20 protein-coding genes, 1 tRNA gene and 3 pseudogenes are annotated in these 24,086 nt (G+C 71.3%); 18 read left to right on the top strand and 6 right to left on the bottom strand.

The genetic code is table 11. The annotated features are described in order from the left end of the window. Nucleotides 1-137: 137 nt before the first annotated feature. Both moaC and OV079_RS55595 read left to right on the top strand, forming a co-directional pair. Nucleotides 138-626, top strand: coding sequence for a cyclic pyranopterin monophosphate synthase MoaC (moaC, locus tag OV079_RS05345; protein ID WP_267766623.1), 489 nt, complete (start codon nucleotides 138-140; stop codon nucleotides 624-626). Then, nucleotides 623-1,231, top strand: coding sequence for a GNAT family N-acetyltransferase (locus tag OV079_RS55595; protein WP_267766624.1), 609 nt, complete (start codon nucleotides 623-625; stop codon nucleotides 1,229-1,231). The genes moaC and OV079_RS55595 overlap by 4 nt, the downstream gene beginning before the upstream one ends. Nucleotides 1,232-1,295: 64 nt before the next feature. Here the strand turns inward: OV079_RS55595 and glmS are convergent, their stop codons facing one another. From glmS to OV079_RS05370, 4 genes and pseudogenes are all read right to left on the bottom strand, one after another. Beyond that, nucleotides 1,296-3,155 (bottom strand): glutamine--fructose-6-phosphate transaminase (isomerizing), encoded by a 1,860-nt coding sequence (gene glmS / locus OV079_RS05355; RefSeq protein ID WP_267766625.1) that lies wholly within the window; start codon nucleotides 3,153-3,155, stop codon nucleotides 1,296-1,298. 184 nt (nucleotides 3,156-3,339) lie between these two features. Then, complete coding sequence (locus OV079_RS05360) at nucleotides 3,340-4,935, bottom strand: M16 family metallopeptidase (protein ID WP_267766626.1); 1,596 nt, start codon at nucleotides 4,933-4,935, stop codon at nucleotides 3,340-3,342. Nucleotides 4,936-4,968: 33 nt separating this feature from the next. Beyond that, a complete protein-coding gene (locus OV079_RS05365) occupies nucleotides 4,969-5,550 on the bottom strand; it encodes a M16 family metallopeptidase (RefSeq protein WP_267766627.1) in 582 nt (193 codons plus the stop codon). A 32-nt stretch (nucleotides 5,551-5,582) separates the two neighbouring features. Beyond that, nucleotides 5,583-6,431: pseudogene (locus OV079_RS05370) on the bottom strand (M16 family metallopeptidase); the annotation flags it as partial. Between the two features lie 485 nt (nucleotides 6,432-6,916). On the opposite strand from OV079_RS05370, the gene OV079_RS05375 reads away from it, so the two are divergent. From OV079_RS05375 to rplI, 8 genes and pseudogenes are all read left to right on the top strand, one after another. Beyond that, nucleotides 6,917-6,988, top strand: a tRNA-Gln gene (locus OV079_RS05375). A gap of 34 nt (nucleotides 6,989-7,022) precedes the next feature. Then, nucleotides 7,023-7,969, top strand: a pseudogene (locus OV079_RS05380) (ribose-phosphate diphosphokinase). Nucleotides 7,970-8,089: 120 nt separating this feature from the next. After that, nucleotides 8,090-8,782, top strand: a complete 693-nt coding sequence (locus OV079_RS05385; protein ID WP_267766629.1) for a 50S ribosomal protein L25 — start codon at nucleotides 8,090-8,092, stop codon at nucleotides 8,780-8,782. Between the two features lie 32 nt (nucleotides 8,783-8,814). Further along, nucleotides 8,815-9,393, top strand: a complete 579-nt coding sequence (gene pth / locus OV079_RS05390; RefSeq protein WP_267766630.1) for an aminoacyl-tRNA hydrolase — start codon at nucleotides 8,815-8,817, stop codon at nucleotides 9,391-9,393. 74 nt (nucleotides 9,394-9,467) lie between these two features. Continuing rightward, nucleotides 9,468-11,681, top strand: coding sequence for a sodium-translocating pyrophosphatase (locus OV079_RS05395; RefSeq protein ID WP_267778464.1), 2,214 nt, complete (start codon nucleotides 9,468-9,470; stop codon nucleotides 11,679-11,681). A 193-nt stretch (nucleotides 11,682-11,874) separates the two neighbouring features. Then, on the top strand, nucleotides 11,875-12,381 hold the full coding sequence (gene rpsF, locus OV079_RS05400; RefSeq protein WP_267766632.1) for a 30S ribosomal protein S6: 507 nt from the start codon (nucleotides 11,875-11,877) through the stop codon (nucleotides 12,379-12,381). After that, a complete protein-coding gene (gene rpsR / locus OV079_RS05405) occupies nucleotides 12,378-12,617 on the top strand; it encodes a 30S ribosomal protein S18 (RefSeq protein ID WP_096332290.1) in 240 nt (79 codons plus the stop codon). The genes rpsF and rpsR overlap by 4 nt, the downstream gene beginning before the upstream one ends. A gap of 27 nt (nucleotides 12,618-12,644) precedes the next feature. Continuing rightward, nucleotides 12,645-13,091 (top strand): 50S ribosomal protein L9, encoded by a 447-nt coding sequence (gene rplI / locus OV079_RS05410; protein WP_267766633.1) that lies wholly within the window; start codon nucleotides 12,645-12,647, stop codon nucleotides 13,089-13,091. Between the two features lie 114 nt (nucleotides 13,092-13,205). Here the strand turns inward: rplI and OV079_RS05415 are convergent, their stop codons facing one another. Continuing rightward, complete coding sequence (locus OV079_RS05415) at nucleotides 13,206-13,442, bottom strand: hypothetical protein (RefSeq protein ID WP_267766634.1); 237 nt, start codon at nucleotides 13,440-13,442, stop codon at nucleotides 13,206-13,208. Nucleotides 13,443-13,487: 45 nt separating this feature from the next. Between OV079_RS05415 and OV079_RS05420 the strand changes: the two genes are divergently transcribed. From OV079_RS05420 to OV079_RS55600, 7 genes and pseudogenes are all read left to right on the top strand, one after another. Beyond that, nucleotides 13,488-13,985 (top strand): hypothetical protein, encoded by a 498-nt coding sequence (locus OV079_RS05420; protein WP_267766635.1) that lies wholly within the window; start codon nucleotides 13,488-13,490, stop codon nucleotides 13,983-13,985. 67 nt (nucleotides 13,986-14,052) lie between these two features. Beyond that, nucleotides 14,053-14,955, top strand: a pseudogene (locus OV079_RS57310) (replicative DNA helicase); the annotation flags it as partial. A gap of 94 nt (nucleotides 14,956-15,049) precedes the next feature. After that, on the top strand, nucleotides 15,050-15,505 hold the full coding sequence (locus OV079_RS57315) for a DnaB-like helicase C-terminal domain-containing protein (protein ID WP_420829503.1): 456 nt from the start codon (nucleotides 15,050-15,052) through the stop codon (nucleotides 15,503-15,505). Nucleotides 15,506-15,683: 178 nt separating this feature from the next. Beyond that, nucleotides 15,684-16,730: a serine/threonine-protein kinase gene (locus tag OV079_RS05430; protein WP_267766637.1), complete on the top strand. Its 1,047-nt coding sequence runs from the start codon at nucleotides 15,684-15,686 to the stop codon at nucleotides 16,728-16,730. A gap of 13 nt (nucleotides 16,731-16,743) precedes the next feature. Further along, nucleotides 16,744-17,568, top strand: a complete 825-nt coding sequence (locus OV079_RS05435) for a purine-nucleoside phosphorylase (RefSeq protein WP_267766638.1) — start codon at nucleotides 16,744-16,746, stop codon at nucleotides 17,566-17,568. Nucleotides 17,569-18,041: 473 nt separating this feature from the next. Further along, complete coding sequence (locus OV079_RS05440) at nucleotides 18,042-19,103, top strand: serine/threonine-protein kinase (protein ID WP_267766639.1); 1,062 nt, start codon at nucleotides 18,042-18,044, stop codon at nucleotides 19,101-19,103. A 447-nt stretch (nucleotides 19,104-19,550) separates the two neighbouring features. Further along, complete coding sequence (locus OV079_RS55600; protein ID WP_267766640.1) at nucleotides 19,551-22,484, top strand: DEAD/DEAH box helicase; 2,934 nt, start codon at nucleotides 19,551-19,553, stop codon at nucleotides 22,482-22,484. Here the strand turns inward: OV079_RS55600 and OV079_RS05450 are convergent. Next, the gene (locus OV079_RS05450; protein ID WP_267766642.1) at nucleotides 22,450-23,514 is read right to left on the bottom strand and encodes an FG-GAP repeat domain-containing protein; all 1,065 of its coding nucleotides are present in this window, start codon (nucleotides 23,512-23,514) and stop codon (nucleotides 22,450-22,452) included. The two genes, OV079_RS55600 and OV079_RS05450, sit on opposite strands and share 35 nt — an antisense overlap. Nucleotides 23,515-23,529: 15 nt before the next feature. Between OV079_RS05450 and OV079_RS05455 the strand changes: the two genes are divergently transcribed. After that, nucleotides 23,530-23,919 (top strand): hypothetical protein, encoded by a 390-nt coding sequence (locus tag OV079_RS05455; protein WP_267766643.1) that lies wholly within the window; start codon nucleotides 23,530-23,532, stop codon nucleotides 23,917-23,919. The last annotated feature ends 167 nt before the right edge of the window (nucleotides 23,920-24,086 follow it).

The following is a 24,086-nucleotide window of genomic DNA, read 5'->3' on the forward strand; positions in this document are numbered from 1 at the left end:
CACGAGGTCGTTCGCGGCTCTAGCCGTTTCCTCGCGGGATCCGGCAAATCGAGCCGCGCGGCGCCCGGCCGCAGGCGTGTGAGCTTGAGCGGGCCTTGGGGCGCACGACCTCGCCTCGGCGGGCGCTAGCCTCGGCCATGGCCGAGCCCCTGACCCACTTCGACCCCTCCGGGGCGGCGCGCATGGTCGCCGTGACCGACAAGCCCGAGACGGCGCGCGCCGCGGTGGCCGAGGCCCGCGTGCGCATGGCCCCGGCCACGCTCGAGCGGATCCGCGAGGGCCAGATCGGCAAGGGCGACGTGCTGGCGGTGGCCCGCCTGGCCGCGATCGCGGGCGCGAAGCAGACGCCGCAGCTCATCCCGCTGTGCCATCCGGTGCGGCTGACCGGGATCGACGTCGACTTCGCGCTCGAGCCCGACCTCCCCGGCGTCCGCGCCACGGTCCGCGTCACCGCCGTCGACCGCACCGGCCCGGAGATGGAGGCGATGACGGCGGCGGCCGCCGCGGCGCTGACGATCTACGACATGTGCAAGGCGATCGACCGGGCGATGGCGATCGAGTCGGTCTACCTGGTCGAAAAGTCAGGCGGGAAGTCGGGCGTGTGGACCCGCGGGAGCGCGCCGTGAGCGAGCCGCGAGTCGAGCCCTTCGCCGGCGCGGCGGGCGAGCTGCGCGGGCTGCTCGGGCGGGCGTTCTGCGACAACCCCGGGATGGTCGCCACGCTCGGCGACGAGCGCCCGCGGCGGCTGGCGCGGGCGACCCGGTTGATGGGCGGGCTGTCCGGCATGGCGCTGGCGAGCGGCACCGTCGAGGTGGTCCGCGCGGGCGGCCAGGTGGCGGCGACGAGCCTGTCCTATGGGCCAGATCAGAAGCCGCGCGGGCGAGCGCTGCTGCCGATGTACCTCGCGGGCCTCAGCACCGGCCCGCGCGCGCTGGTCCGGCTGCTGCGGCTCGACGAGTTCCTGCGCACGCACCATCCGCGCGCGCCGCACTTCTTCCTCGCGGTGCTGGGGGTCGAGCCCGAGATGCAGGGGCGCCAGCTCGGCTCGGCGCTGCTGCGCGCGCTGTCGGCCCGCGCCGACGCTGCCGGGCTGCCGTGCTACCTCGAGACCGACCGCGAGCCGGCCAAGCGCCTTTACATGCGCCACGGCTACGAGGTCGTCGGCGAGCACGACCTGACGAACCTCGGCGGCGTGCGGTTCTGGCGGATGGAGCGGCCGCCGCGTCGGTGATCGCCGGCGCTCGCCGCAATCCCTCGCAGGTGATCGGGGCGCGCCGACGCGGCGATGAAGCCGGCTACTCGACGGTGACCGACTTGGCGAGGTTGCGCGGCTGGTCGACGTCGGTGCCCTTGAGATCGGCGAAGTGATAGGCGAGCAGCTGCAGCGGGATGCTGGCGAGGATCGGCTGCAGCTCGCCGGCGACGTCGGGCACGAGGATGAGGTCGTCGGCGAGGTCGCCGATGGTGTGATCGCCGAGGGTGGCGACGGCGATGATCTTGCCGCCGCGCGCGCGGACCTCCTCGAGGTTCGACAGGACCTTGCCGTAGCCGGGGCCGCGCTGGGCCAGGACGACCACCGGCATGGTGTTGTCGACCAGGGCGATGGGCCCGTGCTTCATCTCGCCGCTGGCGTGGCCCTCGGCGTGGATGTAGCTGATCTCCTTGAGCTTGAGCGCGCCCTCGAGGGCCACCGGGTAGCACAGGCCGCGGCCGAGGAAGAGGCAGTCGCGGGCGCCCTGGTGGCGGCGCGCGACGATCCGGATCGCCGCGCTGGCGGCCAGGAGGTTGTCGATGTGCGCCGGCAGGTCCTGCAGGCCGTCGATCAACGCGCGCGCCCGGTCGGCGGCGAGGTGACCGGTGCGGCGGCCGAGGTTGATCGCCAGCAGCACCATCATGGTCAGCTGGGTGGTGAACGCCTTGGTCGAGGCGACGCTGATCTCGGGGCCGGCGTGGGTGTAGAGGACCTTGTCGGCGACGCGGCTGATGCTGGCGCCGAGGACGTTGCAGATCGCCAACGTCTGCGCGCCGCGCTGCTTGGCCTCCTTGAGCGCGGCGATGGTGTCGGCGGTCTCGCCCGACTGCGTGATCGCCAGCGCGAGGTCGGTGGAGCGCACGATCGGGTCGCGGTAGCGGAACTCGCTGGCGATGTCGACCTCGACGGGGATCCGCGCGAGGCCCTCGATCAAGGAGCGGCCGATGAGGGCGGCGTGGAAGCTGGTGCCGCAGGCGAGCATGACGATCCGCGCGCACGCGCCGAGGTCGCTGCCGAGCAGATCGAGGCCGTCGAAGCGCACGTCGTCCTCGACCACGCCGGCGCCGAGCATGGTGTCGCGGATCGCCCGCGGCTGCTCGTGGATCTCCTTGAGCATGTAGTGACGGAAGCCCTGCTTCTCGGCGGCGGCCGGGCTCCACTCGACGCGCCGGCGCGGGCGCTGGACCGGCTTGCCGTGGGCGTCGACGAGCTCGTAGCTGGTCGGCGTGACGCGGGCGAGGTCGCCGTCCTCGAGGTCGACGATCACGCGCGTGTGTTGCAGGATCGCCGACACGTCGCTGGCGACGAAGTTCTCGGCCGCGGTGCTGTCCTCGCCGACCCCGGGCCCGCCGAGGCCGAGCAGCAGCGGGGCGCTGTGACGCGCGGCGACGATGGTGTCGGGCTGCTTTTGATGGACGACCGCGATCGCCCACGCGCCCTCGAGCTGGGCCGTGGCGCGCACGACCGCCTGCAGGAGGTCGCCGCCCTCCTTGAGCTCGTGGGCGACGAGGTGAGCGATGACCTCGCTGTCGGTCTCGCTGGAGAACGGGTAGCCGGCCGCCTGCAGGCGCGCGCGCAGCTCGGCGTGGTTCTCGATGATGCCGTTGTGCACGACCGCGACGTCGCCGGCGCGGTGCGGGTGGGCGTTGAGCTCGGACGGGCGGCCGTGGGTGGCCCAGCGGGTGTGGCCGATGCCGCACGGGCCGGCGAGCGGGTTCTTCTCGAGCGCCTGCTCGAGCGCGACGATCTTGCCCTGGCAGCGCGCGAGCTGGACGGGGCCGCCGGTGGTCGACGGGACGGCCACGCCCGCCGAGTCGTAGCCGCGGTACTCGAGGCGGCGCAGGCCGCCGAGGAGGAGCGGGACGGCGGAGCGAGCGCCGGTGTAACCGATGATGCCGCACATGATGATTTCTCCTGGCGAGAGGGGGCCGTGAGAGGGAGTACCCGAGCCGGCCCCGATTGAGTCCCCGGAGGGCCTTCGAGGCAGCTCGGGCCGCGCGAGGCGCGAGCGAGCCCATACGCGCGAAGGGGGCCTCGCGCTTCCGCGGGGCCCCCTTTGGGGTATCACGAGCCGCCGCGGCGGTCGATTACTTGGCCGGGGCGGGCGCGGGCGCCGGCGCGGCACCTGCGGCCGCGAGGGCGTTGTTGTTGGCGCAGAAGGTGGTGTCCTTCTCGAGGCACTTGAGGTCGGTGTCGTAGTGGACGATCGTGGCGTCGGGCAGCGCGTCCTTGATCTGCGGCTCGGCCTTGTCGGCGCGGCCGACGACGACCACGACCGGCACGTCGTTCATGAACTTGCGTGCCATGGTCTTCATGTCGGCGATCTGGGCCTTGCGGACCTCGTCGCGGTAGGTCTTGTAGTAGTCGCTCGGCAGGCCGTAGGTGAGGATCGTGCGCACGCGGCCGGCGACCTGATCGGCGGTCTCGATGCTCAGCGGGAAGCTGCCGATCGCCTCGCGCGTCACGTCCTCGAACTCCTTGGTCGTGACCTCGGTGTCGCGCATCTTCGTGATGTGGCCGAAGATCGCCTTGAGCATCTCGCCGGTGGTGGCGGTCTTGGTCTTGGTCCAGATCCGCCAGGTGCCCGGGGCGACGCCCGGCTCCATCTTGGTGTAGATGCCGTAGGTGAGGCCCTTCTCCTCGCGCACGTCGAGGAACAGGCGCCCGGTCGAGCCGCCGCCGAGGATGTCGGAGGCGAGGTCGAGCTTGATCCAGTCGGGGTTCTTGCGCGCGAGCGCGAGGTTGCCGACGCGGATGTCGGACTGGGCCGAACCTGGCCGATTGACCAGGTGAACGATCAGCTTGGGCGGGTGCTTGTAGGCCTTGAAGCCGTTCAGCGGGTTGGCCGGGGCCTGGCCCTCGATCGGCTTCCACTTGGCGAACACCTCGTTGCCGAGCTTCTCCGCCTCGGGCACGGTGATGTCGCCGGAGAGGATCAGGTAGCTGTTGTTCGAGCGGTAGAAGGTGTCGTGGAACTTCTTGACCGCGTCGACGGTGACGGCGTCGATCTGCGCCTCGGTCGGCAGCGGGCGCCCGTACGGGTGGCCGGACGGGTAGGCGACCATGTCGAACAGCTGGTCGGCGAGCACGTCGGAGTTCGACTTCATCGCCTTGAGGCCGGTCTTGGCCTTCTCCTTCAGCTTGTCGAGCGCGGCCGGCGGGAACGCCGGGTTCATGACCTCGTCGGCCATCAGCGTCAGCGCCAGCTTGACGTCGCGCTTGAGCACCTGCGTGTACACGCTGGTGTCGTGGACGCCGGCGCCGGCGCCGAGGCTGCCGCCGACGAACTCGATCTCCTCGTCGATCTTGGCCTTGGTGCGGGTCTTGGTGCCCTCGCCGAGCATGTTGGCCGTCATCTCGGCCAGCTGCTCGTCGTCCATGGTGCCGGCCTTGATCACGAGCTGGGCCGAGACCAGCGGGACCTCGTGGTTCTCGACGACGTAGATCTCGAGGCCGTTCTTGGTCTGGATCTTCTGCAGGTCGGGGAACTGGACCTCACGCGGCTCGGTCGGCGGCGGCGGATCCTGGTAGACCCGCGCGGGCTTGTCGGCGACCGGCGGCGCCTCGACCGGCTTGTTGTCGGTCGGCGGCGTGGTCTCGCCCTTGGGCTTGCCGCAGCCGGGGGCGGCGAGAGCGGCGACGACGAGGGCAGTGGCGAAGGAATTCGTGGTGCGCGTAAACATGGTCGTTGGCTCCTGTCCTTGAGGTCAGCGCTGTCAGCCGGGGCCCATCATCGGCGCGCCGGTCGAACCGGGGTTGATCTCGAGGGTCAGCCAGTTGGCGCCCAGGTACTCGGTGGCGACCCGCTTGATGTCGGCGGGCTTGACCTGCTGGTACTTCTCCAGGTCGGTGAGGATGTGCTTGGGGTCGTTGTGGAACAGGGCGCCCTGGGCGATCTCGCCGGCGCGGCCGGCGTTGGTGGCCAGCGTCTCGACCGTGTCCATGACCTTCTTGTTGATCGCCTTCTGCAGCTCCTTGGCGGTGATGCCGCTCTTCTGGATCTTGGCGACCTCGTCGCGCACGACCTGCTTGATGGCGTCGAACTTGACGTCCTTGTTCGGCAGGGCCTGGATGAACACCAGGCCGACGTCGCGCTGGGCGAAGTGGGTGCCGCCGCTGAAGGCGGTCAGCTTCTTCTCGTCCTGCAGGATCTTCGGGATGCGCGCCGACTCGCCGACCAGCAGGATGTTGCCGAGCAGGTCGAGGGCGTAGCGGTCGGGGTGGTTGGCGCCGACGGTGTGCCAGCCGAGCAGGAACAGCGACTGCTGGGCCAGCGGGTCCTCGACGACGGTCTCCATCGGCTTGCTGCGGTCGACCTGGCCGATCGCGGTGGGCGTGCGGTCCGGGCCTTCTTGATGTCGCCGAAGTACTTCTCGACCTTGGTCTTGAGGTCGCCAAACTCGACGTCGCCGACGAACACCAGCACCGCGTTGTTGGGCGCGTAGTACTTGTCGAAGAACGCCTGCACGTCGGGGGTCTTGGCGGCGTTGAGGTCCTCGAGGCTGCCGATGACCTCGTGGCCGTAGCCGGTGCCGGCCCACGCGGCCGACAGCCACTTCTGCACGGCGGCCGAGTACGGCACGTTGTCCATGCGCATGGCCTTCTCTTCCTTCACGGCCGAGCGCTGGTTCTCGAAGTTGGCGTCGGTGATCTCGAGCGAGCGCAGACGATCGGCCTCCAGCCACAACCCGAGCTCGAGGTACTGGCTCGGCAGGTTGTTGTAGTAGAGCGTCATGTCGTAGCTGGTGCCGGCGTTGTTGTTGCCGCCGACGCGCTGCACGAAGGTGAGGTGGCCCATCGGCGGCACGTTCTTGCTGCCCTCGAACATCATGTGCTCGAACAGGTGGGCGAAGCCGGTGCGGCCCTGGACCTCGTCGCGCGAGCCGACGTCGTACAGCAGCGTCATGTTGAAGGCCGGGGTCGAGTGATCCTCGACCACGTAGACGCGCAGGCCGTTGGCGAGCGAGAACTCCTGGATCGGCAGGTCGAAGCCGAGACCGCCCTTGGCCGGCTTCTTGGCCGCGGTCTTGGCAGGCGCAGGATCCGCGGCCGGCGCGGCGTCAGCGGCGAGCGGCGAGATCGACAGGCCGCCGCAGAGGGTGAACAGGGCGAGGGTGCGTCCGGCGCGGCCGGCGAGGGCTCGGCGCGATCGTCCGTGAGACTTCAGCGTGGGCGACATGGGAATTGGTCGTCTCCTGCGAGGCCCGCAACCTAGCACACGGGTAAAGGTGGCTGTGGGACAAAGCGGGACCCTCGCACGGGCCCGAGACCCACAAACCCACCCGACTTGTGCCCCGCCGCCGAGCAAGAGAACTCACGAGATTCGCGGCGCGTCCGCGACGCGAGACCGGGGCTCGGACCCCAATTCACCGCACCATCCGCCGGGCCCTCGGACCAGGTCGTCAGGGGCAGGCGCAGGAGGCGCCCGAAGAGGTGCCGTAGCGAGGCGCCGCCGCGAGACGGCGCCGTGTGACCCGTCCGACGTGGCCCCTGCGCCCGGATGTCGGGTTCGCCGCCGGTAGGACGGTTGACAGCGCCTTTGGGCTAATCCTATAAAGCGCGCGCCCTGGGGGGCGTTCCTGCGATCCCCAGAGCACGGGCAATTCTCTCGACCCCGGTCCTTCGGGACCTGCTCTACCCGGCCTCAGCAGGCCGAACAAATTCTGGGGCGTCGGCAAGTGGTAAGCCAGCGGTTTTTGGTTCCGCCATTCGTAGGTTCGAATCCTACCGCCCCAATTCTCTCCGCTGACCTTCGACCGAGGACCCGCGCTTGAACAAGACCTTCACGATCTTCGGCGGCAACTCGAACACGGCCCTCACCGCGGAGCTGTGCGACCACCTCGGCATCTCGCAGGGCAGGGCCCGGGCCGAGCGCTTCTCGGACGGCGAGATCTTCGTCGAGATCGGCGAGAACGTGCGCGGGGTCAACTGCTTCATCATGCAGTCGACCTGCTCGCCGCCGAATCGCAACTTGATGGAGCTCTCATCATGATCGACGCGCTCAAGCGGGCGAGCGCCGGGTCGATCGTCGCGCTGATGCCGTACTTCGGCTACGCCCGCCAGGACCGCAAGGTCAAGCCGCGCACGCCGATCTCGGCCAAGTTGGTGGCCGACCTGCTGACCGCCGCGGGCGCCGACCGGGTGCTGGCGGTCGATCTACACGCCGGCCAGATCCAGGGCTTCTTCAACATCCCGTTCGACCACCTGGTGGCGACGCCGGTGTTCCGCGACCTGCTCAAGCTCGAGGGTCTGCGCGGGCAGGAGGTCGTGGTGGTCTCGCCGGACGCCGGCGGCGTCGAGCGGGCCCGCCTGTACTCGAAGCTGCTCGACTGCCCGCTGGCGATCATCGACAAGCGGCGCGACGGGCCCAACGTCAGCCAGGTGATGCACCTCATCGGCGACGTGTCGGGCAAGCGGGCGATCCTCGTCGACGACATCATCGACACCGCCGGCACGCTGTGCAACGCGGCCGAGGCGGTGCTCAAGGCCGGCGCGACCGAGGTCTACGCGGTCGCCACCCACGGGGTGTTCTCGGGCCCGGCGATGGAGCGCATCAACAAGTCCGTCATCAAGCGGATCTGGGTGACCAATAGCTGCCCGCAGGAGGACCGGCTGGCCCGCTGCGACCGCCTCACGGTCGTCAGCCTGGGGCCGCTGCTGGCCGAGGCGGTCAAGCGCATTCACCACGGAGACTCGATCTCGAGCCTGTTCTACTGACGCAGGCCGGCGAGCACGACCTCTGCCCAACCGGCGGCGAGCCCGATGGTGTGGCTCCCACCCGGCGGCGAGACAGGGGTCCCGAACACGGGACCCGACAAGAGAAGCGAGACAATCACCATGAATCAGCAACGCGAAATCACGGTCCAGGTCCGCACGGGCACCGGCAAGGGCGCCGCCCACAAGCTCCGCGCGTCCGGCAAGGTCCCCGGCGTGATCTACGGCCACGGCGGCGAGCACCTGTCGATCGCCATCGACCCGTTGGTCCTGCGCAAGGCCGTCGATCCGGCCCGCAAGCGCAACACCTGGTACGCCGTGCGCGTCCAGGAAGAGGGCAAGGCCGACCGCGTCGAGTCGTGCATCATCGTCGACCGCCAGCTCGACCTGGTCCGCGACGACGTCCTGCACGTCGACTTCCTGCGCGTCGACCCGAGCCGCGAGCTCGAGGTCAAGCTTCCGCTCGAGTTCACGGGCCGCGCGGCCGGCGTGGCCGTCGGCGGTACGCTGAAGACGATGGCCCGGCAGATCCGCGTGGCCGTCAAGCCGGGCGACATCCCGACCAGCTTCGTCGTCGACGTGACGCCGCTCGAGGGCGGGCAGACGCTGCGCGTGCGCGACGTGAAGTTCCCCGACGGCCGCCTGCTCGACAACCCGAACATCCCGCTCGTCCTGGTCGAGGCCGCCAAGGCCAAGAAGGAAGAGGGCGCGGAGGCTGCTGCGGGCAAGAAGGCCGCCGGCGGCAAGGCTGCGCCGGCCAAGGCCGCTCCGGCCAAGGCGGCCGCCGCTCCGGCGAAGGACGCCAAGAAGAAGTGAGCCTCCACCGCCGATGTTGAGGGCGTGCGCAGATGGCCGACCAGGCGCCATGGCTCCTCGTGGGCCTCGGGAACCCCGGGGCCCGGTACGCGCGCACGCGCCACAACATCGGCTTCATGGCGGTCGACGCCTGGTGCGACAAGGCCACGAGCTCGCCGAGCTGGTCCGAGAAGTGGAAGGCGCAGGTCGCCACCATCGGCACCGGCTCTTCGCGCGTCGTGGCCTTGAAGCCGCAGACCTTCATGAACCGGTCCGGCCAGAGCGTCGTCCCGGCCGCTCAGTTCCTGCGCGTGCCGCCGGCGCAGATCCTCGTCGTCCACGACGAGGTCGACTTCCAGCTCGGTCGCCTCGCAGTGAAGAAGGGCGGGGGTCACGGGGGGCACAATGGCCTGCGTGACATCCTGCAACTGCTCGGCAACGGCGACTTCCTGCGGATCCGCCTCGGCGTCGGCAGGCCCGTGCACGGCGAGGTCGCCGATCACGTGCTGTCCGACTTCCGGCCCGACGAGGGCCAGGTCGTCGACGACCTGCTCGAGCGCGCCGTGGCGGCGATCACCTGCGTGACCCGTGAAGGCGTGGTCACGGCGATGAACAAGTTCAACACCACCTGACCCTGGCGCCTCGCCAGCTCTCCCATCCCAGTTCCCGGCCCCTTCGGGCCCGAGTAAAGGACTCCCCCGTGGACATGCCGATCCAAAACTTGCTGTACGCCGTGCCGGCTTGCGGCGCTCTAGCCTTGCTGTACGCAGTCTTCACGACGGCCTGGATCACGCGTCAGGACGCCGGCAACGAGCGCATGAAGGGCATCGCGGAGCAGATCTTCCGCGGCGCGATGGCCTTCCTGGCCGCCGAGTACAAGGTCCTGGCGATCTTCGTGGTCATCATCGCCGGCCTCTTGATCCTGACTGCCGATCCGGCGTCCTCGTCGCCGATGATCGGCCTGTCGTTCGTGTCGGGCGCGCTGTGTTCGGCGCTGGCCGGCTTCTTCGGCATGCGCGTGGCGACCCGCGCCAACGTCCGCACCGCCGCGGCGGCCCGCACGGGCCTGTCGCCGGCGCTGTCGGTGGCGTTCCGCGGCGGCGCGGTCATGGGCATGTGCGTGGTCGGCCTCGGTCTGGTCGGCTTCGGCGCGCTGTTCCTGTTCTTCCTCGGCCACTTCGACGCGCTCGCCGACGTCGACGGCGGCGCGGTCGAGCTGACCCGCGTCATCAACCTGCTGGCGGGCTTCTCGATGGGCGCCTCGTCGATCGCGCTGTTCGCCCGCGTGGGCGGCGGCATCTACACCAAGGCGGCCGACGTCGGCGCCGACCTGGTGGGCAAGGTCGAGGCGGGCATCCCCGAGGACCACTTCCTCAACCCGGCGACCATCGCCGACAACGTCGGTGACAACGTCGGCGACGTCGCGGGCATGGGCGCCGACCTGTTCGAGTCGTACATCGGCGCGATCGTCGGCACCATGGTGCTCGGCGCGGTCGCGGTGTCGGGCAAGCTCGAGGCCGCGATCCTGCCGCTGCTCATCGCCGGCGCGGGCATCGTCGTCTCGATCATCGGCACCTTCTTCGTGCGCACGAAGGAGGGCGGCAACCCGCAGGTGGCGCTCGACACCGGTTCGTTCGGCGCGGCCTTCGTGATGCTGCCGATCTCGTACCTCATCATCGACTACTGCGTGAACTCGGCCGCGGCCAACGGCACGCCGATGATCCTCACGAACGGCGCCGCCCCGATCACGACCATGGCCCTGATGTGGGCGATCGTCGCGGGCCTCGTGGCCGGCGTCGCCATCGGCCTCATCACCGGTTACTACTGCTCGAAGGGCAAGCGCCCGGTGAACAGCATCGTCGCGCAGTCGAAGACCGGCCCGGCGACCAACATCATCGCCGGCATCGGCGTCGGCTTCGAGTCGACCGCGATCCCGATCATCCTCATCGCCGGCGCGATCTACCTCGCCAACGACTTCGCCGGCCTGTACGGCGTCGCTCTGGCGGCGCTCGGCATGCTCTCGACCACCGGCATCCAGCTCGCGGTCGACGCCTACGGCCCGATCTCCGACAACGCCGGCGGCATCGCCGAGATGAGCGGCCTCCCGCCGGAGGTGCGCGGTCGCACGGACAACCTCGACGCCGTCGGCAACACCACCGCGGCGATCGGCAAGGGCTTCGCCATCGCCTCGGCCGCGCTGGCCGCCCTGTCGCTGTTCGCGGCCTTCCGCAACGTCGCGTTCCGCCCGGGCGAGGAGCTGATGCTCACCAACCCCGAGGTCCTCATCGGCCTGCTGGTCGGCGGCATGCTGCCGTTCCTGTTCTCGGCGATGGCGATGAAGGCGGTCGGTAGCGCCGCCATGGACATGATCACCGAGGTCCGCCGCCAGTTCCGCGAGATCCCGGTCCTGCGCGCCGCGCTGAGCCTGGTCACCAAGGCCGAGCACGAGGGCCGCGACCTGACCCCCGAGGAGGACCGTCAGGTGCTCGAGGCCGGCGGCAAGACCGAGGTCGAGCGCTGCGTCGCCATCAGCACCCAGGCGTCGATCCGCCGCATGATCACCCCGGGCCTGCTGGCGCTCATCTCGCCGGTGGTCGTCGGTCTGTGGTCGCGCTTCGCGCTCGGCGGCCTGCTCGCCGGCACCCTGGTGTCCGGCGTGATGCTGGCGATCTTCATGTCCAACGCCGGTGGCGCCTGGGACAACGCCAAGAAGCAGGTCGAGGACCAGAAGAAGGACATGTCGATGGAGGGCAACAACGGCAAGGGCTCCGACCGCCACAAGGCGGCCGTCATCGGCGACACCGTCGGCGACCCCTTCAAGGACACCGCCGGTCCCAGCCTCAACATCTTGATCAAGCTCATGACCATCGTCGCGGTCGTGATCGCCCCGACCCTGCTCAAGCTGGCCTCGGGCAGCTGATTTAGGCCCTGCGGCCCCCTTGCGGGGGGACGCGTTCGAGGTACACCTCGCGGCCCGTCCGGATGTTCCGGGCGGGCCGTTCGCTTTTTGTCCCGACAGCCATCCGGCTCGCAGGGGCGGCGGACGGCGAGGCCCTCCGGGGCCTTCTCCTTGCTCCCGTGGTGGGGGCCAGCAAGTCCACAAGGAGACTTACATGTCCGAAAACACAGTCGGCCAGGTCGTCTCGGTCGAGTCGCGCAAGGGAACGAAGCGCGAGTACGAGACCGTCATCATCCTTCGGCCCAACGTCAACAAGACCGGGATCCTCGAGCTCGTCAACAAGATGCAGGGCGTGTTCGAGAAGTACGGCGCGCGCCTGATCAAGATCGAGAACTGGGGCAGCCGCACGCTGGCCTTCCCGATCAAGCGCTCGCCGACGGGCATCTACCTCTACTGGCGCTTCCTCGGCGGCTCCGACATCGTCCACGAGTTCGAGCGCAACCTGCAGATCGCGGAGTCCGTGCTCCGCTACTACACCGTGCGGGTCGAGGACGACGTCGACCCCGACGCGCGGCCCTCGGAGATGACCGAGGACCTGCTGCAGGCGGTGGCCGAGCCGCCGCCGGGCCGGAGCCGCAGCCGGAGCCGGTGCGCGAGGAAGAGGACCGTTTCGTCTCCGACGACGACGGCGACGACGAGGAGAGGAGGCGCTAAGCCATGAGCGACGAGAAGACTTCATCCCGCCCGAGCAAGGCCAGCCGTGCTTCGCTGCTCGCCAGCGACAAGACCCTGGTCATCGACTACAAGAACCCGCAGCTGCTCCGCGCCTTCCTCACGGATCGCGGCAAGATCGTCCCGGCCCGGATCTCCGGCGTGACGGCCAAGCAGCAGCGCCAGATCACCAAGGCGGTCAAGCGCGCGCGCATGCTGGCGCTGCTGCCGTACACGGTGGCCTGACCTTCGAGGACAGAAAGGTTTTCGCTCATGTTGGAACTCATCCTCCGCAGCGACGTCCCCGGCCTCGGCCGCGCCGGCGAGGTGGTCAAGGTGCGCCCGGGTTACGGCCGCAACTACCTCATCCCGCGCGGGCTGGCGCTCGCCGCCACCCGCGGCAACATGGCCCAGCTCGAGCACCAGAAGCGCCTGATCGCCGCCGAGCAGGCGCGCGTCCTCGCCGAGCACAAGGCGATGGCGCAGAAGCTCAAGGGCGTGTCGGTCTCGATCGCCCGCAAGAAGGGCGGCGAGGGCAAGCTGTTCGGCTCGGTGTCCACCAAGGACATCGCCGAGGCGCTGGCCAACCAGAACATCACGATCGACCGCAAGCTGATCAAGCTCGACGAGCCGTTCAAGAACATCGGCACCTACGAGGTCCCGGTGCGCTTCAGCGGCGACATCACCGAGACGATCCGCGTCAACGTGGTCGGCGTGTGAACGCCGCGCCGACCCGCCACGGGTCGGCCGCGTGCGTGTGAATGAAGAGCGAGGGTCCGCGGCGCGGGCCTCGTCGCTTCTCTGTTGTGCGGTCGCGGACGACGCCGCGGACGGCTACTCGCCCTGGAGGCGCTGGGCGCTGCAGTCGCCCATGAGGCACTGGGCCGAGTAGACGCCCTTCTGACCGCAGCCGGCGACGTGGTACTTGCCGTAGACCTCGTCGCCGCGGACCTTCAGCTTGTCGGCGTCGCACTTGAAGTCGGCGGCGGCCTGGGTGCGCGTGACTTTCTCCAGCTTGCCGGCGCAGGCGGACAGCGCGACGGCGGCGAGGGCGACGAGGACGGGGCGCATGCGGTCACCTTGCCACGACGGGCCGCGGCGTGAAGGGTGGGGCCGATGGAACGCCACCAACTCGCCGACTACGACGCGCTCGGCCTGCCGCCCGACGAGGACCTGCGCCGCGTGATCGCCCGCGCCGACACCGATTCGCAGTTCACCGACGACCTCGATCAACTCGGGTTCGAGCTCGCGCCGATGTCTGCCGACCAGCTCGACTGTCACGCGCCGAAGTTCTTCGTGGTGGCGATGGACGGCGGAGGCAGCGCGTACGGTCGCTACGTCGACCCCCAGGTCGCGCGCACCGTCGGCCTCCCGTGGGTGATGTGGGATCACGAGGATGACGCGCTCATCTTCCTCGCGGCCGACACCGCCGCCTTCTTCTCGGGCCTCATCGATTTCCGCTGCCATCACAAGCCGAACGATCCGAGCGCTCGCCGCGTGCGCGCGGTGCTGACGGAGCTCGGGCTGCAGCTCGGCGCGCCTGGCAAGAGCATGCCGGGGTTCCTCGCCGGCAAGCCCGCCGCGTGGTTGCCGGCGGGACCGCTGTCGCACTAGGACGTGCCGTCGCGCCGCGCGCGGCTCGACAGGAGGCGCGCGGCTCGGGCATCCTTCGGGGCTGGCCATGGTTGGACGTACTCTCCCGCACAACAGCGAGGCCGAGGCGGCGATCCTCGGCGGCATCATTCTGCGCGGCGATCAGGCGCTGCTCGACGTGCTCGACGTGGTGCGCGAGGAGGACTTCTACGTCCCGGCGCATCAGGCCGTGTTCCGGGCCATGCGGGCGCTGTCGGAGAAGCGCGAGCCGATCGACACGGTCACGCTCGAGGCGCAGCTGCGGTCCAGCGACGAGCTCAAGCTGGTCGGCGGCATCGAGGCGCTGTCGCGGCTCGCCGATCGTTACGCGACCAGCCGCAACATCACGCACCACGCGGAGATGGTCCGGCGCCAGGCGACCATCCGCAACCTCGTCGTCGTCACCAAGGAGATCGCCGAAGAGGGGATGGGCGACCTCGAGAGCCCGGACGAGTTCATCGACCAGGCGGAGAAGCGGGTGCTCGAGGTCAACGAGCGCGGGCGCAAGACCGGCTACGTGTCGTCGCGCGACCTGCTGATCCAGGTGTTCAACAACATCTCCGAGCGGGCCAAGCGGAAGAACCCGATCACCGGGGTGCCCACCAACTTCACGCAGCTCGACCACATGACCGGCGGGCTGCAGCCGGGCGACCTGGTGATCATCGCGGCGCGTCCGTCGATGGGCAAGACGGCGTTCGTGCTCAACCTGGCGCAGGCCGCCTGCATCATGCCGCAGCGCTTCGACGGCCTGCCCGACGGCGAGAAGCCGGTGATGCACCCGGTGCTGTTCTTCTCGCTCGAGATGGGCGCGAGCCAGCTGGTCGAGCGCGTGCTGTGTGCCGAGGCCCGCGTCGACGCCGGCAAGCTGCGCACCGGCAACTATCTCGAGGAAGAGTGGATCCGCATGACCAGCGCGGCGTCGCGGATCGCCCAGAGCAAGTTCTACATCGACGACCAGGCGGCGCCGTCGATCCTCGAGATGCGCGCGCGTGCGCGCCTTCAAGGACGACAAGAGCATTTTCCCTGGCATCGAGGGCCAATTCGGCATGATCATCGTCGACTACCTGCAGCTCGCGCGCGGCGGCAAGGCCCGCTACGACTCGCGCGAGCAGGAGATCAGCGAGATCTCGCGCGGCCTCAAGGCGATGGCCAAAGAGCTGCGGATGCCGGTTCTGGCGCTGTCTCAGCTCAACCGCGCGGTCGACACCCGCGCCGATCACCGGCCCCAGCTGTCGGACCTGCGCGAGTCCGGCGCCATCGAGCAGGATGCGGACGTCATCATGTTCATCTACCGCGCCGAGCGCTACGCCGCGACCGAGGACGAGAAGAAGAAGGTCGAGAACCAGGCCGAGATCATCATCGGCAAGCAGCGCAACGGGCCGATCGGCGAGGTCCCGCTGATGTTCATCAAGCACATGACGCGGTTCGAAACCCGGCCGAGCCGGGCTTTCATCGCGACTGAGGCGCGGACGTGGCCGACGGGCGGACCCCTGCGGGCCTGATGGGCGCCCTCGGGGCTCGCGCGGGCCAGTGAGGGTCCTCGCCGGGGCGTCCGGGCCGGTGCCTGCGCCGTCGCCGAGAGGTGGCCGCGGCGCCCGCAGGATCGCCTGGAAGGCCTGCTGCGGCCGTTTGGTCGCAACGTAGCGGCGCCGGCGCGGTCCGTGCTAGGTTCTAAGGGCGATGTCGTCGGTTCCGACCCAGATCGGCCCCTACAAGGTCAAAGGCCTCGTCGGCAAGGGGGCCATGGGGGAGGTCTATGAGGGCGTCGACGCCGGTCTCGGCCGGCGGGTGGCGATCAAGATCCTCGGCAAGAAGCACCGCGAGTCCGAGGAGTTCAAGACGCGGTTCCTCCGCGAGGGCAAGGCCCTGGCGCAGATGAATCACCCCAACGTGGTGGCGGTGTACTTCATCGGCGAGCACGAGGACCGGCCCTTCCTGGCGATGGAGTTCCTCGACGGCGAGGACATCGGCGCGATGCTGAAGAAGCGGGGCGCGCTGCACCCGGGCGACGCGGCGGAGGTCATCCGTCAGGCGGCGATCGGGCTCGCCGAGACCCAGCGCGTGGGCGTCGTACACCGCGACGTGAAGCCGTCGAACCTGGTGGTGACGTCGACGGGCATCGTCAAGGTGACCGACTTCGGCCTGGCCAAGGCGCTGCAAGAGGACCTGTCGATCACCGCCACCGGCGTGTTCGTCGGCACGCCCGACTACCTCGCGCCCGAGCAGGCGATGGGCAAGGAGGTCGACGCCCGCGCCGACGTCTATGCGCTCGGCTGCTCGCTGTTTCACATGTGCAGCGGCCACCCGCCGTTCCGCAAGGGCGGCCAGGACGACCACTACACCGCGGTGGTGCGCCGCCACCTGCGCTCGGAGCGGCCCGAGCTCAAGTACGAGATCAAGGGCTTCGACGAGGCGCTGTCCGACCTGTGCCGGCGCATGATGAGCCGCCGGCCCGACGTGCGCCCGTCGTTCGAGGAGCTCAAGGTCGGCCTCACCGAGATCTCGAAGCGCCTCGGCGGGCAGGTGCCCCCGCGCCACGCCGACGTCGAGCTGCGCTCGCCCGAGGAGATCAGCGAGAAGATCCGGCAGGAGCAGAAGAAGACGCCGTCCGGGGCGGCGCCCGGCTCGCCGCCGAGCGGCGCGACGCGGACGACGATGATCGCGGTCGGCATCGGTGTGACGATCGGCATCGCCCTCGGCGTTGTGCTGGCCGTGATGAGCCTGTAGAGCTTGGCTCTGCATGCTCCACTCGGAAGACCCGCACTACCACCGCGCCGCGGAACACCTGCGTGAACGCCTCGAGGGCGCCAAGATCGACTGGGTCGTGGTGTCCGGCTCCGGCTTCGTCGGCATGGCCGGCGACGGGCCCGACGGGCTCGGCATGACGGTGGAGGGCTCGATCCCGCTGCGCGGCCTCGGCCTGCCGGTGCCCACGGTCGCCGGTCACGGCACGGCGCTGGTGTTCGGCACCGTCGGCAAGCTGCGCGTGTGCGTGCAGACCGGCCGGATCCACCCGTACGAGGGCCACCCGATCAACGTCGTCACCGCGCCGCTGTGGGCCATGCTGGCCAACGGCGCCCGCGGGGTGTGCCTGACCTGCGCCGTCGGCGGGCTCGACCCGGCGCTGCGCACCGGCCAGGTGGTGCTGCTCAAGGACCAGATGAACCTGTTCGGCCCGACCCCGCTGGTCGGCGCCCGCTTCATCGACATGAGCCAGCTCTACAGCCCGCACCTGCGCGCGCGCCTGCAGGCGATCGACCCCGGGCTCGGCGCGAGCAGCCTGGCCGAGGTGGTCTACGCCCACGCCCGCGGCCCGCAGTACGAGACGCCGGCCGAGACGGCGGCCCTGCGCTCGCTCGGCGGCCAGGTGGTCGGCATGTCGACCACCTACGAGGCGATCCTCGCCGCCGCCCACGGCGCGGCGGTCTGCGGCGTCGGCGTGGTCACCAACGCGGCCAGCCAGGTCGGCCTGAACCACGAAGAGGTCCAGGAGCGCACGCGCGCGGCCAAGCCCCAGGTGGCCAGCCTGCTGCGCGGGCTGCTGGTCCAGCCGCCTGGCCCTTGAGGCATGTCCTGAAGGGCATGCCCGAAAGGGCATGTCGATACGGCCATGCTCGAAAGGGCATGCTCGAAAGGGCCTGTGCCGAAGGACAGGCTGTGCCCGCGGAGGGGCGCGGTGACCGATGCGCCCGTGACGCCGCGCCGGGGCGGGGCGGCTCTGTCGCCTGCGCGAGCACCCTCTACGCGGTAGCCCACGATCGCGAGGCTCTTGCTCGGACCCCGAGATGAGCGAGGTGGCGCAGGCGGTGTCGCGGCCCGTTGCGCTGGCGCGATCCGCAGGAGGTCGCGGCGCGGCCGACCCTCGCGCGTACGCGGAGCTCCGGCGCGTCTGCGACGAGGTCGCTGGCGCGTGGTTCCCCGTCGCTCGGAGACCGGCGAGGTCGTGGTCGGAGGGGGCAGCGGTCGGCGCATGCCGGCCTGCGCGCGCGAGCGCCGACGAGCCCGCGCGGCCTGGTCCGCGTGGTATGACCGGGCGTCGTGAGCGTGAAGCCCGAGCGGATCGCCGCTGCAGCGCGGGCGCGCCAGGTGGCCTTGCTGGGGCTCCTGGCGGCGCGGACCGACGCGATCGGCGAGTCGCTGGCGCGCACCCACGGGATGGTCGCGTGGGATCGGCACAAGACGATCGGCAAGCTCCAGCGCGGGCTGTGGGCGCTCCGTGAGCAGCGCTTCCACGGGCTCGGGGGGCCGCCCGCGCGGGTGTGCGAGCGCAAGGACCAGCCGCTCGAGAGCCTGCTGATCGTCAGCACGCTGCTGCGCCAGGGCAGGCGCGTGCACCTCGAAGTCGAGGCGGGCGCGAGCGCGGTGGTGCCGGAGCTGCTGGCCGAGCTGCGCGACGAGCTGTCGCGCGAGCAGGCCGGCGAGGCGCTGACGATCGGGGCGGCCGGCGAGCCGGCTCCGGACGAGGCGGGCGCGTGGGAGCGGGTCGGGGTGACGCCGGCGCGGCCGCGGGTGGCGGCGGTGCACGCGGACGCGGACCGCGAACTGGCCGCGTACGCGCTGGCGCTGTCGGGGCTGCGCCGCGGCGGGGCCGATCCGCGGCGCATCGTGCAGGCGTTCGTGGCGGGGCCGCTGGAGCGGCTCGAACGGCACCTGCACCGGCTGTGGGTCGGCGCGGCGTTCGGGCCGCCGGACGACCCGGAGATGTTCGCGGGGCCGGTCGAGCCGGCGCTGGCCGAGGTGTACCGGGTCGCGCTGGCCGCGTGGTCGGCTGTCCCGGGGGCCAGGGTGCTCTGTCCCGGAGGACAGCTCGAGCGCCCGGGCGATCCGCGGACGTACCTCGCGCCGGCGCTGCTGCGCGCGCCGCCGATCGAGCCGCCTCCCGCCCACGCCGGGGCGATAGGCCCGCTGGTGGTGCTGCACCCGTGCGAGCCGGCCACGCTCGACGCGGCGCTGGCGGCCTGTCGCGCCCGCGGGGACGTGATCCAGCCGCTCGGGCCGGAGGCGTGGCGCCAGCGCGTCGGCACCCCGCCGATGGCGCCGCTGCAGCCGCTCGCGCTGGGCCGGCTGCCGCCCGGGCTGCCCGAGCCGCGGCCGACGTGACGGCGAGCGCGGGGGGCGGTGACGCGTCGGGGGGTGCTCTGAGATTGGCGCCGATGGGACCGCGCCCGTCTCGTCCGTGGACGAGCAGTCGAGCGGTGCCATGACGCGACGGACCATCCTCCATCGCTCGTGCCGCGCGCCCGCGCCGAGGCGCTCGCGTCTTCGGGGCTCGGCGAACGCGTTCGCGTCCGCCTCGTGGTCCGTGTCTCGCGTCGCCGCCATGCGCTCGGGGCAGCGCGACCTTTCGCGCCGGTCATGAAAGTCGGCGTCGAGTTTCGCGGGTCGCGGGAGCAGACCGGTCCTCGCGCGCGACCGGGGGGCACGGGCGAATCGGGGTCGTGAGCGCGGCGGTCGCGGGCGCGCCGCCGGGGCCCCTGCGGGCGCCCGGCGGCCACGGAGAGGCGAGGCGGCTGACAGCGCAGCCCGGTCGTGCTAGGCGACCGCCACGTGCGAGCCCTCCTCGACGCCGTGCGCGCCGCGTGCAGCCCCCGCGACTGGTCGCGCGGGGTCGAGCTCGCGCGCGCGGGGGCCGTCGCGGGGGTGCGGCGCGACCGCGACGAGGTGGTGCTGCGGGTGGCGATCAAGGGCGCGGGCAAGAGCCCGACGGTCGCGCTGTACCCCGGCGACGCCGAGTGGAGCTGCGACTGCGACGACGCCGGCGAGTGCTGCTTCCACGTCGCGGCGGCGACGATCGCCCTCCAGCGCGCGGCCGAGGCCGGCGAGGCGCTGCCGCGCGGCAGCGAGCGCGCGGGTCGGGTCGGCTACCGCTTGCGCCGGGCCGAGGGCGCGCTCGAGCTGGTGCGGGTGCGTGTGTCCGAAGGGACAGGTCCCGAGAGCAAGGAGGCGCCGCTCGGCTACAGCCTGGCGGCGATCACCGGCGGCAAGGTCGAGGGGCCGGGGATCGTGGCGACCGCGGCCGACTTCGAGGTCGAGGGGGCGCTCGGGATCTACAAGCGCGGCCCGCTGGCGCCGGTGATCACGCGCAAGCTGCTGCCGGCGCTGGCGGGCTGCGAGGACGTCACGCTCGACGGCAAGAAGATCGAGGCCGGGGCCGAGCCGGCCGGCTATCACGGGCGGGTGGCCGCGTTCGAGGGCGGCAAGGGCTTCCGCCTGTACATCGTCCGCGACCCGGCGATCACCGAGGTGTTCGCGGCCAGCGGGGTGGTGCTGTGCGGCGACGTGCTGCGCTGCTTCGACAACGGCGGCATCGGGCCCAAGGAGGCGGCCGAGCTGCGCGTGGGGCTGCAGTTCTCGCCCGAGCGCGCGGGCAAGCTGGTGGCCGAGGCCATCCCGGCCCTGCGCGCGCGGGTCAAGGGCTTCAAGGAGAAGACCGACCGCCTGCCGGTGCTGTCCGACGCGCGCCCGCGGGTGGTGTTCGAGGTCGGGCGCGCGGGCACGGGCATGTCTGTCCTTCCGGTCCTGGTCTATGGGACACCCGAGGCGGCGCGGGTCGAGGCCGGGCGGCTGGTGATCCGCGGGCGCGAGGTGCCGCGCCGCGACGCGCTCGCCGAGGCGTCGCTGGTGCGCCGCCTCAGCGAGCTCGGGCTGCAGTTCGGGCGCACGACCAGCGCCGTCGGGCCGCTGGCGGTCGGCCTGGCCGAGGCGCTGCGCGGGTTCGAGGGCGGCGAGATCGCCGGCGAGTCGCACCGCGAGTTCGTGCGCAAGGGGCCGCTGGCGGCCCGCATGATCGCCGGTGAGGGTGGCCGATTGGGCATTGCCTTCGAGACAGGTTCTTCGGGACAGGTCTCGCAGGCGGACGCGCGCCGGGTGCTCGAGGCGTGGCAGGCGGGCGCGACCGAGGTGGTGCTCGACGACGGCGGGGTGGCGCCGCTGCCGGTCGACTGGCTGTCGCGGTTCGGCTCGGAGGTGACGCTGCTGCTGGCGGCGCGCGAGCAGGGCGGCGAGCCGGCGACGTGGGCCCGGCCGGCGCTGGCCGAGCTGTGCCGCGCGCTCGACTACCCGCCGCCGCCCGAGCTGGCGGGGCTGGCCGCGCTGATCGAGGACTTCGAGGCGATCCCCGAGTCGCGCCTGCCGGCCGACCTGCAGGTCGAGCTGCGGCCGTACCAGCGGCGCGGCGTCGACTGGCTGGCGTTCCTGCGCGAGGCCGGGCTCGGCGCGCTGCTGGCCGACGACATGGGCCTCGGCAAGACGCTGCAGGCGCTGTGCGCGGTGCGAGGCCGGACGCTGGTGGTCGCGCCGACCAGCGTGATCCACAACTGGGCGGCCGAGGCGGAGAAGTTCCGACCTGGCCTTCGGGTCAGCGTGTACCACGGGCCGAAGCGGCGCCTCGATCCGCAGGCCGACCTCACGCTGACCAGCTACGCGCTGCTGCGGCTCGACGCCGAGGCGCTGGCCGGCGAGCGCTGGGACGCGGTGATCCTCGACGAGGCGCAGGCGATCAAAAACCCCGAGAGCCAGGTCGCGCGCGCGGCCTTCGGCCTGCAGGCTGACTGGCGCCTGGCGATGACGGGCACGCCGGTGGAGAACCGCCTCGACGAGCTGTGGAGCCAGATCCACTTCATCAACCCGGGGCTGCTCGGCGGGCGCGCGGACTTCCAGGAGCGGTTCGGCCGGCCGATCGGCGACGGCGACCAGGCGGCGGCCCGGGCGCTGCGGCGGCGGATCGCGCCGTTCGTGCTGCGCCGGCGCAAGCAGGAGGTCGCGCGCGAGCTGCCGCCGCGCACCGAGGTGGTGCTGCGTTGCACGCTCGACGCGCGCGAGCGGGCCGTCTACGACGCGGTCCGGGCGGCCACCCACGAGGAGGTGGTGGCCCAGCTGCAGGCCGGCGGTGGGGTGCTGGCGGCCCTCGAGGCGCTGCTGCGCCTGCGTCAGGCGGCCTGCCACGCGGCGCTGGTGCCGGGCCAGTCGGCCTCGCGCTCGTCGAAGCTCGAGCTGCTGCTCGAGACGCTGACCGAGGCGATCGCGGAGGGCCACAAGGCGCTGGTGTTCTCGCAGTGGACCAGCCTGCTCGACCTGTGCGAGCCGGGGCTGCGAGCGGCGGGGCTGCCGTTCTGCCGCCTCGACGGCTCGACCCGCGACCGCGCCGGGGTGGTGAACCGGTTCCAGGACCCGGACGGACCGCCGGTGATGCTGATCTCGCTCAAGGCCGGCGGCACGGGCCTCAACCTGACGGCCGCCGACCACGTGTTCCTGCTCGACCCGTGGTGGAACCCCGCGGTCGAGGACCAGGCGGCCGACCGCGCCCACCGCATCGGCCAGGAGCGCCCGGTGATCGTGCACCGCCTGGTGGCCGAGGAGACGGTGGAGGAGCGGATCCTGGCCCTGCAGGCGCGCAAGCGGGCGATCGCCGAGGCGGCCCTCGAAGACGCGGCGGGCGCGGCGGCGATCACCCGCAGCGACCTGCTGGCGCTGCTCGAGTGAAGTTGTCCTGAGAGACATGCAGGTTCGGACATGCCCGGACGGGCATGTCGTACGCGACATGCCCGCGAGGACATGTCCTTGAGGCTAGGGCCGGTTGACGGCGACGGTGATCGAGGAGATCCCGCTGCCGAGGCCGATGATGTCGGGGCTGCCGTCGCCCTCGAGGTCGGCGACGTGGAGCCCGTCGCCCTCGTTCAGGAGCTGGAGATAGGCGGTCATGTGCGGGGCGAAGCCCCTGGCCGTCGCCGCGGCGGACCGACACGGGGCCGGTGCCGGCGGTGACGAGGTCGAGGGCGCCGTCGCTGTCGAGGTCCCCGGCGGCGAGGAGGCGGGCGCCGCAGTGGACCGGGTAACGGGCCGTGAGCGGGAAGTCGCCGCTCTTCTGCAGGAAGACGACGAGCTCGCTGGTCTCGAATTCGGTGTTGGTGGCGACGCCGGCGAGGTCGCCGAGGCCGTCGCCGTCGAGGTCGGCGACGACGAAGTCGTGGAACCATAGCTCGGCCGGCATGCTCGGGGCGGAGGTCGTCTGGACGTCGCCCTGGTGGCGGACGAGCATGCCGCTGCCGCCCTGGGTGAACACGAAGTCGTCGGCGCGGCCGTCGCCGTCGAGGGCGCCGAGGACGTAGCCGGGCGTGGCCTGCTCGAGGGCCGGGCCGACGCTCTCGGTGAATTCGCCGGTGCCGTCGCCGAGCAGGACGACGAGGCCGTCGAGCGCCTCGGTGTGGGCGACGGTGATGATGTCGAGGTGGCCGTCTTCGTTCCAGTCGACCGCGTCGAGGGTCATGACGTTGTCGGCGAGGTGGACGACCTGGTCGTCGGCGAGGCCGCCCTGGCCGTCGAGGAAGAGGACGTGGACGCTGACGCCGTCGACGCCGATCGAGTGGGCGAGGACGTCGAGGACGCCGTCCTCGTCGAAGTCGCCGCTGGCGCGCACGACGGGCTGGTCGCCGATCGACTGCGGCCACGGCTGCGAGTCCGAGGTCGCCGGCGCGAACAGCTCGGCGCCGAGGGTGCCGTCGGCGAAGGTCATGAGCAGGTCGGCGCCGTGGAGATCGTCGAGCGGGAGGACGAGGCTCGAGGTGACCGGCTGCGAGCCGAAGCCGAGGGTGCCGAGGATGCACAGCTCGCCCGCCACGAACTGACCGTCGAAGCAGGTGGCCTCGGCGGCGAAGCTGTCGACGAGCTCGCAGGTGCCGAGCTCGCCGCCGGTGTCGGTGGGATCGATGCCGGTGTCGGTGGTGGGTGCGCCCGAGTCGGTGGCCGGTCCGTCGGTGGTGTCGCCGGGTCCCTCGGAGGTGTTGCCGGAGCCGCCGCCGGAGGCGTGCTCGCAGTCGCCGATGCAGTGCTTGATATCGAGGTCACACGCGGGGAGGAGAGAGGAGGATCGGGAGGGTCGATAGCGGAGGGATACGCATGGTGGCCTTTCAGCGAGTGAGTGCCTCGGGGCTCGGGGTTCCGTTCGCCGATCTTCGCGCCTTCGCTGCGGCGGTGATCGAGGTGGCCGCTCGCGTCACGGCGGGCTCGCCGGGGCGAGGTGGCCAGCGTCCCGGCCTCGGCGACGCTGGACGTCGCGCTTCGTCGCTCGGCGCGGCGGTCCTCCCG

This window comes from Nannocystis pusilla (assembly GCF_026626665.1).
In the GTDB taxonomy this organism is placed as follows: Bacteria; Myxococcota_A; Polyangia; order Nannocystales; family Nannocystaceae; genus Nannocystis; species Nannocystis pusilla.

Bases quoted from the DNA above. Each gene is read 5' to 3' on its own strand.
- moaC (WP_267766623.1), top strand. From the start codon at position 138: ATGGCCGAGCCCCTGACCCACTTCGACCCCTCCGGGGCGGCGCGCATG.
- glmS (WP_267766625.1), bottom strand. From the start codon at position 3,155: ATGTGCGGCATCATCGGTTACACCGGCGCTCGCTCCGCCGTCCCGCTC.
- OV079_RS05360 (WP_267766626.1), bottom strand. From the start codon at position 4,935: ATGTTTACGCGCACCACGAATTCCTTCGCCACTGCCCTCGTCGTCGCC.
- OV079_RS05365 (WP_267766627.1), bottom strand. From the start codon at position 5,550: ATGGAGACCGTCGTCGAGGACCCGCTGGCCCAGCAGTCGCTGTTCCTG.
- OV079_RS05385 (WP_267766629.1), top strand. From the start codon at position 8,090: ATGAATCAGCAACGCGAAATCACGGTCCAGGTCCGCACGGGCACCGGC.
- pth (WP_267766630.1), top strand. From the start codon at position 8,815: ATGGCCGACCAGGCGCCATGGCTCCTCGTGGGCCTCGGGAACCCCGGG.
- OV079_RS05395 (WP_267778464.1), top strand. From the start codon at position 9,468: ATGCCGATCCAAAACTTGCTGTACGCCGTGCCGGCTTGCGGCGCTCTA.
- rpsF (WP_267766632.1), top strand. From the start codon at position 11,875: ATGTCCGAAAACACAGTCGGCCAGGTCGTCTCGGTCGAGTCGCGCAAG.
- rpsR (WP_096332290.1), top strand. From the start codon at position 12,378: ATGAGCGACGAGAAGACTTCATCCCGCCCGAGCAAGGCCAGCCGTGCT.
- rplI (WP_267766633.1), top strand. From the start codon at position 12,645: ATGTTGGAACTCATCCTCCGCAGCGACGTCCCCGGCCTCGGCCGCGCC.
- OV079_RS05415 (WP_267766634.1), bottom strand. From the start codon at position 13,442: ATGCGCCCCGTCCTCGTCGCCCTCGCCGCCGTCGCGCTGTCCGCCTGC.
- OV079_RS05420 (WP_267766635.1), top strand. From the start codon at position 13,488: ATGGAACGCCACCAACTCGCCGACTACGACGCGCTCGGCCTGCCGCCC.
- OV079_RS57315 (WP_420829503.1), top strand. From the start codon at position 15,050: ATGATCATCGTCGACTACCTGCAGCTCGCGCGCGGCGGCAAGGCCCGC.
- OV079_RS05430 (WP_267766637.1), top strand. From the start codon at position 15,684: ATGTCGTCGGTTCCGACCCAGATCGGCCCCTACAAGGTCAAAGGCCTC.
- OV079_RS05435 (WP_267766638.1), top strand. From the start codon at position 16,744: ATGCTCCACTCGGAAGACCCGCACTACCACCGCGCCGCGGAACACCTG.
- OV079_RS05450 (WP_267766642.1), bottom strand. From the start codon at position 23,514: ATGACCTTCGCCGACGGCACCCTCGGCGCCGAGCTGTTCGCGCCGGCG.